10 protein-coding genes are annotated in these 12,619 nt (G+C 38.9%); all 10 read left to right on the top strand.

The annotated features are described in order from the left end of the window. The first annotated feature begins 428 nt into the window (after positions 1–428). Positions 429–2,192 carry a 2-oxoacid:acceptor oxidoreductase subunit alpha gene (locus IC619_RS10165; protein ID WP_191139878.1) on the top strand — a complete coding sequence of 588 codons (1,764 nt, stop codon included), beginning with the start codon at positions 429–431 and terminating at the stop codon, positions 2,190–2,192. Beyond that, entirely contained in the window at positions 2,179–3,045 is an 867-nt protein-coding gene (locus tag IC619_RS10170; RefSeq protein ID WP_191139877.1) for a 2-oxoacid:ferredoxin oxidoreductase subunit beta, read from the top strand. The genes IC619_RS10165 and IC619_RS10170 overlap by 14 nt, the downstream gene beginning before the upstream one ends. Positions 3,046–3,364: 319 nt before the next feature. Further along, a complete protein-coding gene (gene tdh / locus IC619_RS10175; RefSeq protein ID WP_191139876.1) occupies positions 3,365–4,411 on the top strand; it encodes an L-threonine 3-dehydrogenase in 1,047 nt (348 codons plus the stop codon). Between the two features lie 20 nt (positions 4,412–4,431). Then, a complete protein-coding gene (locus tag IC619_RS10180) occupies positions 4,432–5,613 on the top strand; it encodes a glycine C-acetyltransferase (RefSeq protein WP_191139875.1) in 1,182 nt (393 codons plus the stop codon). Positions 5,614–5,770: 157 nt separating this feature from the next. Beyond that, entirely contained in the window at positions 5,771–6,538 is a 768-nt protein-coding gene (fadH, locus tag IC619_RS10185; protein WP_191139874.1) for a 2,4-dienoyl-CoA reductase, read from the top strand. Positions 6,539–6,667: 129 nt separating this feature from the next. Continuing rightward, positions 6,668–7,474 carry a lipoate--protein ligase family protein gene (locus IC619_RS10190; RefSeq protein WP_191139873.1) on the top strand — a complete coding sequence of 269 codons (807 nt, stop codon included), beginning with the start codon at positions 6,668–6,670 and terminating at the stop codon, positions 7,472–7,474. Between the two features lie 239 nt (positions 7,475–7,713). Next, positions 7,714–9,582, top strand: a complete 1,869-nt coding sequence (locus tag IC619_RS10195) for a protein kinase family protein (RefSeq protein ID WP_191139872.1) — start codon at positions 7,714–7,716, stop codon at positions 9,580–9,582. A gap of 129 nt (positions 9,583–9,711) precedes the next feature. Beyond that, entirely contained in the window at positions 9,712–10,185 is a 474-nt protein-coding gene (locus IC619_RS10200; RefSeq protein ID WP_191139871.1) for a MarR family winged helix-turn-helix transcriptional regulator, read from the top strand. Between the two features lie 301 nt (positions 10,186–10,486). Further along, entirely contained in the window at positions 10,487–11,416 is a 930-nt protein-coding gene (locus tag IC619_RS10205) for a DMT family transporter (RefSeq protein WP_191139870.1), read from the top strand. Positions 11,417–11,446: 30 nt separating this feature from the next. Further along, entirely contained in the window at positions 11,447–12,526 is a 1,080-nt protein-coding gene (locus tag IC619_RS10210) for a saccharopine dehydrogenase family protein (RefSeq protein ID WP_191139869.1), read from the top strand. Positions 12,527–12,619 lie beyond the last annotated feature (93 nt).

Consider the following 12,619-nt stretch of genomic DNA (forward strand, 5'->3'; position numbering starts at 1 on the left):
TGTTGATACGTTTGTGCCGACACACTCGTGAAGGCGCATTGGGCGAGAGCGGATACTTTTTATCCCTCTCGCAAGTCCAATCATTTTTTGCTAGAATGTAGCTAGTTACTCATGAACGATTCAAGCGTGGTGGCTTGTTGCGTAAATAGACCTCGTCTGGTGGCTGTCGTTCGCCTATACCTTTCAAGAGTCGCAAAGGAGCACCAATAAGACGGCGTAAAAACCGTAGTAGGAACAGGGGAGCTAACCTCCTCAATAACTGGTGATTTCACTGGTGCTCGTAGGAATCATTCGACTTTAGTCGTGTGAGGTTCAAAATGCTTTATCGACTCATAACAAAATATCGAACATTTACTTCGCATTTGTGAAGAGCCGGTATACAACGTAAATCTAATTGTGTAGTAATGAGGGAGTAAGGAGATGAGTTCATGATTAAGCAGCTTTCGTGGAAAGTTGGCGGTCAGCAAGGTGAAGGTATCGACAGTGCTGGTGAAATCCTTTCCACGGCGCTAAACCATAAAGGGTATTATCTTTATGGATATAGACATTTTTCTTCTCGTATTAAAGGTGGGCATTCTAACACCAAAATCAGAATCAGTACCAATCCGATTGGTTCTATTTCAGATGAACTAGATATTTTGGTAGCATTTGACCAAGAAACCATTGATCTGAACGCATATGAATTAATACCGACGGGTGTTATATTAGCGGATGCTAAGTTTAACCCTACGGTTCCAGAAGGTGTAAGTGCACGTTTGCTGGCGGTTCCGTTTACGAAAGTAGCGGAAGAAGTGGGTATGGCACAAATGAAAAACATGGTAGCCGTAGGCGCATCGACAGCCTTACTTGGTCTTGATGCTGAAGCTTTTCGTGAAGTGATTGAAGAGCGTTTTGCACGTAAAGGGCAGAAGGTAGTAGATAAAAACATGGAAGCGATCGCAAGAGGTCGTCAAATTGTTATCGATGAGTTAGGTGATGAAATGCCTGACTTTAAGTTGGAAGAGTCAGATGGAAAAAAACGCCTTTATATGATCGGTAACGATGCAATCGCTTTAGGCGCTTTAGCAGCAGGTGCGAGATTGATGGCGGCTTATCCAATCACACCTTCTTCTGAGATTATGGAATATCTGATTAAGAAACTGCCGGAATTTGGCGGAACTGTCGTTCAAACTGAAGATGAAATTGCAGCGATTACAATGGTGATTGGTGCTGGTTATGGAGGCGTGCGTTCTTTAACTGCATCTGCGGGTCCAGGACTATCACTCATGACAGAAGCGATTGGTTTATCAGGAATGACTGAAACACCTGCGGTGATTGTCAATACCGCTCGTGGAGGTCCCAGCACAGGGTTACCAACGAAGCAAGAGCAAGGCGATTTATTAGCGATGCTGTATAGTACGCACGGTGAAATACCTAAAATCGTCCTTGCTCCTAGTACAGCTGAAGAATGCTTTTATGACACCATACTTGCTTTTAACTTAGCAGAAAAATATCAATGTCCAGTGATTATTTTAACTGATCTGGCGCTATCTTTAGGGAAACAGACTGTTGAGCCACTTGACTACAATAAAATTCAAATTGATCGTGGAAAATTGATTGGATTTGACGAAGAGCTGCCAGAACTGGAACAATCCCAATTATTTAAGCGTTATGGGTTTGACTCTGAAGATGGTATTTCACCGCGTGTATTACCAGGAACCAAACATGGACTACATCATGTTACAGGTGTGGAGCATGATGAAACAGGTCGCCCATCGGAAAATCCTGAGAACCGCATTCGGATGATGGATAAACGTTTATCTAAAGTGGCTAATGGGATTGACTTCGAAGAGCCAGTTTATTTAGATGCGAAACATGATGAAGCAGACTTACTCGTTATTGGTTTTAATTCAACTCGTGGCACCATCCACGAAGCGCTGGAACGATTAGAGCAAGATGGTATGAAGATTAATCATGCACATATCAGACAAATTATGCCATTCCCTACCAATATGTTGGCAGATCAAATGAAAAAGGCCAAAAAAGTGCTTGTTGTAGAGAACAATTCAACGGGTCAATTAACTAATATTATTAAAATGAATGTAGGTATGGCTGACAAAATCACTCATTTTGGTAAGTATGATGGAAATCCATTCTTGCCTTCTGAAATTTATAAGCAATGTAAGGAGTTGTTGGTTCATGGCCACATTTAAAGATTTCCGCAATAAGGTGAAGCCGAACTGGTGTCCAGGGTGTGGAGACTTTTCCGTACTCGCTGCAATGCAACGTGCTTTTGCAAGTAGTGGTCTAGAGCCCGAGGATGTAGCGATTGTCTCTGGTATTGGATGCTCGGGTCGGATATCTGGATATGTAAATGCATATGGTTTTCATGGTGTGCACGGTCGATCACTACCTATTGCACAAGGGCTTAAACTAGCTAATCGTGATCTTACCGTTATTGCCTCTGGTGGAGATGGAGATGGATTTGCGATTGGAATGGGACATACTGTACATGCCATTCGTCGTAACGTAGATATCACTTATATTGTTATGGATAACCAAATCTACGGTTTGACAAAAGGACAAACTTCACCTCGTAGTGAAATGGGCTTCAAAACAAAGAGCACACCAAATGGTTCCATCGAAGCATCGATTAATCCGATGGAAATGGCGCTAACTGTGGGAGCGGGTTTTGTAGCACAATCGGTTTCTAGTGACTTAAAGGGACTTACACATGTTATCGAAGAAGGGATCAATCATAAAGGTTTCTCTTTAATTAACGTATACAGCCCTTGCGTAACTTACAATAAAATCAACACATACGACTGGTTTAAAGAGAACTTAGTTAGCGTAAATGATGATCCGAACTATGATCCATCTGATCGTTCTATGGCGATGCAAAAGCTGATGGCGCATAATGGATTAGTCACAGGTATTATCTATCAAAATAAAGAACGTCCGGCTTATGAAGAGATGATTAGTGGTTTTAAAGAAGAAGGGCTTGCCAAGCAAGATCTCAAAATTACAGAAGAACAGTTTAATAAGTTAACCACTGAATTTGCATAATATCATTTACAAAAAACACTACTTAATCATGAAAAGTAGTGTTTTTTGTTTAAACCAATTTTGATAAGCGAAGTGAACTCGTTTCAACCAAGGCTGAAACATCGGGAGTCAGATACCTACTTATAGAAGTAGGTATCTGACTCCCTGTCTTGCATACATCAATTTGTGAAATCGGTTTTAAGATACAAGTTTGAAGATTGGACCTTCTTTAATTGTGTCCGTATATAGTGGACAAATACTTGTTTATTATATGCTGAAATTCGTATATAATCGAACTGTAACTATAAAACATAATTAACATAACTAGGTGGTGTTCGTTGTGAGAGGACATATGCAAGCGCTTGTAAAACACGATAGAGCGGAAGGTGCCATTTTAAAGCATGTACCGGTTCCAGAGATTCAGACGGATGAAGTACTCATACAAGTAAAAGCAACAAGCATTTGTGGGACAGATGTTCATATTTATACTTGGGATGATTGGGCAGCAAGTCGCGTAACCCCACCCTATGTATTTGGGCATGAGTTTAGCGGTATGGTTGTAGAAGTGGGAGAAAATGTAAATTCGATTCGAGTTGGCGATCATGTTTCAGCTGAAACCCACATTGTATGTGGATATTGTGCAACTTGCCGTAGAGGGGATGCGCATATCTGCTTAAATACAGAGATTATTGGGGTTGATCGTGACGGTTGCTTTGCAGAATATGTGGCGCTTCCTGCTCGTAATGTGTGGAAAAATGATCCTGAACTACCTTTTGAAACCGCTTCCATTATGGAGCCTATGGGAAATGCAGTCCATACAGCATTAAGTGGGGACTTAGTCGGTCGAACGGTTGCGGTGATGGGGTGTGGTCCTATCGGGATTATGGCTGTACCCATTGCTAAAGCAGCTGGAGCAGCTAAAGTGATAGCGATCGACTTAAATCCATACCGCCTTCAACTGGCAGAAAAAATGGGAGCAACACATGTCATTCATGCTAAAAAAGATGATCCGATATCTCAGACTCATTCTTTTACTAAAGGCCAGGGAGTAGATGTCGTACTCGAGATGTCTGGTCATCCAGTAGCAATTGATCAAAGTCTTAAAATGCTTACACATGGGGGGCGTATATCCATGCTGGGTTTACCCACAACTCCTGTGCCGGTTGATATTACAAATGATATTGTTTTTAAAGGGATCACCATTCAAGGAATCACAGGTCGTCGCATGTTTGAAACATGGCAGCAAACTGCTGGTTTGCTTGAATCTGGTCAGGTTGATCTAAAAGAGCTCATTACGCATCGATTCCATATCACGGAGTATGAGGAAGCATTTGAATTGATGAAAAGTGGGAACTGTGGCAAAATAGTCTTTGATATAGAGAAATAATGTGAAAAGGGGTGTAAAACATGCGTGATTTTTCATTCTTAGAGTCAGAAATTAGTGATTGGAAAAAAGCGGGAACTTATCGACCGCTAACGGAAATCGAATCGGAACAAGGTACAAAAGTAGAAATTAATGGGAAGAAGGTCATTCAACTCTCCTCTAACAATTATCTAGGGTTAACTACACACCCCAAATTAAAAGAGGCAGCGATTACAGCTGTGAAAAAATATGGTGCTGGCACAGGGTCTGTCAGGACGATTGCCGGCACATTTGATATGCATGAAGCCTTCGAAAGAGATCTTGCAAAATTTAAACATACTGAAGCAGCTCTTGTTTTTCAATCTGGGTTCACGGCTAATGTAGGTGTTTTGGCGTCAATTTTAACAGAAAATGATGTTGTGATTAGTGATGAGCTAAACCATGCTAGTATTATCGATGGTATTCGTTTGACAAAGGCAAAACGACGGATTTATCGACATGTAGATATGGAAGATCTCGAAAATGCATTAAAAGAAACACAATCGGCACGTGTGCGATTTGTCGTGACCGATGGTGTCTTTAGTATGGATGGTGACATTGCGCCGTTACCCCAAATTGTAGCGTTATGTGAAAAATATAATGCCATTATAATGGTTGATGATGCCCATGCAAGTGGTGTATTAGGTAGGAATGGGCGTGGCACAGTCGATCACTTTGATTTAAATGGACGTGTACACATTCAAGTCGGAACCTTATCTAAAGCGGTGGGTGTACTTGGGGGGTATGTGGCCGGTCCGAAAGTATTGCGTGACTATTTAATTCATCGCGCACGTCCTTTTTTGTTTAGCACATCGCATCCCCCAGCTGTAACTGCTGCGTGTCAAGCAGCATTAGATGTTTTACAGTCTGAACCGGAACGAATTGAAAAATTATGGGCGAATACCCGCTTTTTTAAATCGGAGATGAAAAAAAGAGGATTTGATATTGGGGTAAGTGAAACGCCTATTACCCCCATTATAGTTGGTGATGATGAGTTAACGATGAAACTATCTGACCGCTTACTCGAAGAAGGCATATATGCACAAGGCATTGCTTTTCCAACTGTACCAACTGGAAAAGCGCGTGTTCGTACAATTGTAACGGCAGACCATTCGCGTGAAGAACTTGAATTCGCTATCAATGCTTTTGATATTTGTGCAAAAGAGCTTGGGATAAAGCGCGATTGAGTCAACTGGAACGAAAGTCTCTCAAACAGAATATAGAAAAAACATTGACAAAATACTGTTTTTAACGATATGTTGTACAGTAGAGGTTGTATAAGCGCGTTTATAATAGTATTTGAAGTAATTTATTAGATTTTGTAGACAAAGGAGAGAGATAATCGTGAAAGGTAAAACAATTATCGTAACAGGCGGAAGTAATGGAATGGGAAAAGCCATCGCAGCTAAATTATGTCAAGAAGGGGCCAATGTTGTCATTTCTGGTCGTAATGAAGAACGCTTACAAAGTGCCAAAGAAGAAATGGAAACATTTCCAGGGCAAGTCCTAGCTGTGCCAATGGATGTAAGAGAACTAGATCAGGTTGAGAATATGATGGATAAAGCATACGAAACTTTTGGTCAAGTGGACCATTTGGTGAATAATGCAGCGGGTAACTTTGTAGTAGCAGCAGAAGAGCTATCTACGAATGGTTGGCATTCTGTCATTAATATCGTATTAAATGGTACATGGTATTGCTCACAAACATTAGCTAAAAAATGGATTGAAACGAAACATAAAGGCTCCATTCTAAATATCGTAGCTACATATGCTTGGACAGGAGCAGCAGGCGTGGTTCATTCTGCATCTGCTAAGGCAGGGGTATTAGCTATGAGTCAAACACTTGCAGTTGAATGGGGAAGTAAGTATGGCATCCGTGTGAATTGTATTGCACCTGGAGCAATTGAGAATACAGGTGGAACGGATAAATTGGTAGCGAACGAAAAAGTGTATAAAATGGTTGAACAAACGATTCCTTTAAAACGTTTCGGACGCCCAGATGAAATCGCTGGATTGGCTAAATTCTTAATGTCAGATGAAGCCGCTTACATTAATGGTGAAGTTATTACAATGGATGGTGGTTATTGGCTGACAGGTACACGCTTTGCCTAATTACAATGAAGCATCCTACGGGGTGCTTTTTTTTATATAAAGCTTTTAGCCCGAGTTCATTTTCTTTATTGGGAAATTTGACGTATGATAGATGTCATAACGGGAGTATTCTAATGTGAGGGATCGCAGATGAAAAAATGGCGTTTTTTACCCTATAAAAAGTATCAAGGTGCATACAACATGGCTATCGATGAAGCGATTATGGAAGCGATGCGGGAGAAAACTGTAGAACCTACCATTCGGTTTTATGGTTGGATGCCAACTACATTATCAATTGGTTATTTTCAGCGAGTAGAAGAAGAAATTGATTTACAGCAACTAAAAAGACAACAAATCGACTTAGTGAGAAGAATGACGGGAGGGCGTGCCGTTCTTCATGATCAAGAATTGACTTATAGCATTATCATGCCAGAAAACTACCCTGGACTTCCACACACAATTAGCGAATCTTATCGCATTCTTAGTACCGGGTTACTACTTGGGTATAAAAAACTAGGAATTGATGCGGAATTAGCAAAACCGAGCCGGAAAAAGGAACCTATTTTATCGGCCGCTTGTTTTGATCAGCCGTCAGATTATGAACTCATTGTAGGAGGTAAGAAGATGGCCGGAAGTGCACAATTGCGTCAGCGCGGTGTTGTTTTACAGCATGGTTCCATATTGGTTCACTTTAACAAAGATAAGTTACGCTCATTATTAAAACATAGAAATGATCAACAATTAAAAGTGCATTTTGCCAATCATGCTAGTGCTATAAATGAACGATGTGATCATCCTCGTTCGTTTCAAGAGATACAACATGCATTTCATCAAGGGTTTTCGGAAGCCTTACAAGATGAACTAAGCCGTGAAGAGCTTACTCTAAAGGAGAAGAAAAGGGTAGAAGCACTGGCGCGAGAAAAGTATACTATGGATACATGGAATTTTAAACGTTAATATATCATTAAATGTTTATGGTTTAAATAGTTTTAATGCGCATGTGGTGGGCGAATTTAGCCCTATTCTGATTGAATTACTAGGATAAATAATACAATTATATGGTCTTATTCAAGGATCGAAAAGACTTGAAAGGGAATTTTTTCTTGCTTTTTGATAAGCATATGATAGCATAATAACTGTATCATACTATGCTTTTTTCGTATTCATTTATCTTTTATAGAGTAGGGGAACCACAGTTGAAACAAGAATCTAGTAAGAATGGACATTGCTATGAGGACTTTGAAGTTGTAGATGTAATCAAATTTTTTTCTGGTGAGCTTATTGAAGCTAGAGGACCAGATGGTAAGATCGTATACTTACAAAATATAAAAGCGTCACGTAGCTATTTCCCTAGTGAATTTCAGGATGCTTTACGTAAACTGAAAAATCCACACATTGCCCCTATTTTTGATGTATTGGTGGATAAAGATCGTTTGGTTTTGGTCCATCCACCACTGAAGGGGGAGCCGCTTTCTTTAGTTGTTAATAAAAATCATGTGATGGATCCCGAACAAGCGATGCGTGTGGTATTAAAGTTATTTAAGACAGTTCGTATTCTAGAACAGTTACCAGTAGCGATGCGTGCGCCACTTGATCCGAGAAACATTTTATTAGATGGCGAAAATCCGATGGTTTTATTCTTGCATTTAAAGACCGACACGAGTCAGTACGATAATGACTTGAAGTGGCGTGATCTCCTTTATTTCTTGCTTGTGGGGGAATCTCCCGATGCTAGTTTAAAACAAAGCAAACGAGCTTTGGAATTAAAAGGTGTTCCAGATGCAATTATTAAAATAGCCATGAGTTCGTTAGACAAAAAACAAGGTTTTCAAGAAGTTTTGCGCGATTTACAAACCTATGTAGCGGGTAATTCAATCAAGCGTAAAAAAGAAAAAAAACCATTAGAGAAAAAAAGAGTGAAAGCATTAGTTGGTATTCCCGCAGTAAGTATCCTAATCTTAACTACAATTACACTATACCAACTTAATGACGGTGAATGGACCAGTAGCATTTTACGTGCAATTACCGGCGGTGCTTATGGGAATGTAATTGAAACAAAAGAACAAGGGGAACCGATTGTTTTCGAACAAAATAAGAACAAATATAAAATGAAACAAACCTTAGAAGGTAACAACCAATTAATTGGTGATTTTGTTCTGAAAGAATTGAAGCTCTTTGAAGGCTATTTGGAGACCGTAGATGAACTAACCGCCTACGGTGTACGTGTAGATAAGAGTGGAAAGATAGGTATTTATATCAAACGTGGAGATATACTGCAGTATATTGGTGATTCCGGTGATCGTTTTGTTTTAAAACCAGGCGAAACATACAGCTTTCAAATTTTTTATTTTCCAGGAGAGCCGATCCATGTTTCGATCATTGAAAAAGGTACGAATGAGCGATGGACACTTGTCGGATCTGAAGCTGTTAATTCACCATTAAAAATGCGTTTTACAGGATCAGCCGGCGATAGGTTGTATACACCTACGATTAAAAGAACAGATCGCACTACAATTGGGCGCGAGTGGATGAAAAATCAGCCGTGGAAAATAAATATCGGACAAGCAATCTTAAACAAGAGACAGACAGAACGTTTAAGCCTAGATGTATATCCACAATCTACAGTTAGTTTGACCAATACAGATGCGAAGAACTTTACGTATCAACCCCCAGTAGGTGTTGTTGAAGAACCACAATTGTTTATGATGCTTAATTTTTTAGATGGTAGTAACTACAGTTTTATATGGAAAGATGATAATTTAATTCTTAAAGAGGGTGGGTTTAAATCGGATAAGAGACCCATCGCAAGTGATAAAATGATGGATTGGAAATATGATCCTGAGAAACCAGTAGAAATTTCGGCTTCTACACGCTCGAATGACTTGACGATTGTACTCTCGCAAGGGGATCAAAAGTATAAATTTGAATACTCTACGGAGGGCCTGCCGATTTCCTTAAAAGAAGTGACACTGGCAAATCCTAAGGGTTTCTCACTAATCGGGGATCCAGTTGGTGGCGGTGCGAATCAGGATAAAGCATATTTAAATAATAGGAAGATCGAATAGGATGATACTGTCTCAAATGTAGATTGCTACTTTTGAGACAGTATTTTTTAAATAGACAATCCCTTATTTATGAAAGAAATAATTTGCTTAATAGTTGCGATTAAATAGTTTAGATGGTATACTACATGTATGAAGAACAAAAAAGTTATTACGACAAACGATATAAGTAGCAGTCAGCATATTGGGAAGCTGATTTTTCAACTTCAACGCCTTGAACGCAATCCACGTGCTTTTGGTGAAGCTGGGACTTTAACTCCAAGTGAAATCCATGCAGTTGATGCGATTGGAGAGGATGGAAATATCTTGATGAGTCAATTAGCTGAGCGGCTCGGTGTGACGAAAGGAGCAATCACACAAGTTATTAGTAAGCTGGAAAAAAAAGGGATTACATTTCGAGCCACACATCCTGAGGATTCAAGGGCAGTATTGATTTCATTGACAGAGAAAGGAGAGATAGCATTTCGCGCACATATGGAGCTCCATGCTCAATTTAATCAAAAGCTTAGGGAAGAGTTAAGTTTAGATGAAATTGCCATTTTTGAAAAATGTATAAAAACTTTTACGAGTTTATTGAATCGAGAAAATGAGCGAAAATCAAAATAGATTAGCTACAGATGTGTTCTTGTTGGTGTTCTCTTCTTTTCATTCTTTTAACATATAGATAAATTGACTCAATCAAGTATCAATTTGGGTTCACTTATATACACATACATATGTATCATGTGCAATAGCTTGCTTAACAAATTTTTACGATTACAAGTGAATTTTTCTTATTGCATTTTTTTTAGCCATAAAGTATAGTATCTAAACTATATGAGGTGAGCTCAATGAGTTCGCCATACAAAAATATACCTATCAAAAAGTATTTTTATTTTCACCATATTTTTAATTAAGGAGTGATTAAATGGGGATTATTTTTGCAATTTTATCAGCCTGCACTTTTGCTGTTAACAATGTGATGATAAAAAAGGGTATCAAGCAAGATGCTAATGGTGATAATGGCTTATTTATAACTGTTCTTATGAATGTAATTCTTTTGGGTTTACTTTGCATAGTAAATATTTTGTTAAGAGGGTGGAATCCACAATTTTCGTGGAAAGCTTTCATCTTTTTTGCACTTGCGGGTTTGTGTACAACAGGGGTAGGAAGGCTGACGTTATTTTCAAGTATTTCATATATTGGCCCTTCAAAAGCTTCTGCCATTCGTAATACGACTCCCATTTTTACAACTATGTTTGCGCTCCTTTTTCTGGCTGAGGAAGTTACACTTATTCCAGCTATTGGAATGGCACTGTTGCTTGGAGGAATATTAAATGAGGGATTTCGACTTTCTAATTCGACGACAGCAAAACATCAGCAAACTCAATTCTCTTCTTCTATGGATTCTAAAAGATATCAGAATATAGGATTTGGCTTTGCTTTATTTGCTGCTTTTATCTTTGGTGTGGGTCAAGGCATTCGAAAACAAGGTTTAATCGAAATGGATGATGCTTTTTTCGGTGTGTGGGTTGGAGCGCTGGCTTCTTTTATTTTCGTACTCCTTTATCAAAGTGCTCGTAGGGAATTGATTACAAATATAAAGAATAATTTTACTGTGGTTAACCCTTACTTTATGATTGCGGGAGTTTTAACAAGCTTAGGTCCATTATTTTTTTTCCTTGCTGCTCAAACGATGCAAGTTACCTATGTAAGTGTTATTGCTGCAGCAGAACCGCTTATCACTGTATTCATTAGTACAGTCATCTTTAGTGGGTTAGAATCAATTAGCAAATATACTTGGCTATCAATTGCCCTCATGTTCTTCGGAACAGTTCTGATTTCAATCAATGTATAAAAATATGACAATAATAAGGGAGATACGAAAATGAAAGAGCATATTCTGGTTGTGGGTGGATATGGACATGTAGGACAGCAGATTTGCCGGAAACTTGGGAATATTTATCCTGGCAAGGTAATTGCAGCAGGAAGAAGTTCGAATAAAGCAGTAGAATTTTGTGATACAACTAACGGTACAGTTATACCCCTTGAATTAGATATTACAAAGCCACTGCCAACTGATTTGTTTGATACAATTAAATTGGTTGTAATGTGTCTGGATCAAAAGGATACAAATTTTGTACGCGCTTGTTTTAGTAATCAAGTATACTATATTGATATTTCCGCAGATTATTCATTCTTAAGAGAGATAGAATCGTTGGAAGCAGTCGTAGATAATCATGGAGCAGCTGCAGTTTTAAGTGTTGGCTTAGCACCGGGTCTTACAAATTTATTAGCTAGCCATGTAAAAAGCTATCTAGATTATACTGAGGAAATAGATATATATGTCATGCTAGGTTTGGGTGATCAGCATGGTACAGCAGCGATTGAGTGGACAATAGATAACATGAATAAAAAATTTCATATTTATTCAAATCGGGAAATGATGAAGGTAGAAGCACTTAGTGATGGGAAGAAAACCTATTTTGGAAAGGAAATTGGAAAAAGAACGGGGTACCGTTTTAATTTTTCAGATCAGCATTCCCTGTCTCGAACCTTACAGGTACCGACCGTGTCTACCCGAATTTGTTTTGATTCCTCATTTAATATGAATATCTTCTTGCTTCTTAAGCGAATAGGGATGTTTCATTTTATAAAATACCGATTTTTCCGCAAAATAATGGTGGGACTTTTCAGTAAGATAAGATTGGGAAAAGAAATATATGCATTGAAACTCGATGTATTTGGAAAGATAGGCGGAAAGAAAGTTATTGCAGAGTGTGATATTCACGGTCGAAAAGAAGCATCCATAACGGCTACCATAGCAGCACGGGTATGTGAAAAATTATATACGGCTAAAGGCTTAAAAGGGGTCTATCATTTGGAAGAGTTATTTGATATATCTTCATTCTATCCAGATATCACCGCGCCGAAAGTCCGTATAACTGAAGTGAGTAAAAGAAATTAATATCATCCTATTTAAATCCATCCATACGATTTGATTGGGTATAGTCAACATAGCCGAGGGATATGAATCAGGTGGAGTATAGGCTCCACCTGA

This window comes from Polycladospora coralii (assembly GCF_014773435.2).
GTDB classification, from domain to species: Bacteria; Bacillota; Bacilli; order Thermoactinomycetales; family Thermoactinomycetaceae; genus Polycladospora; species Polycladospora coralii.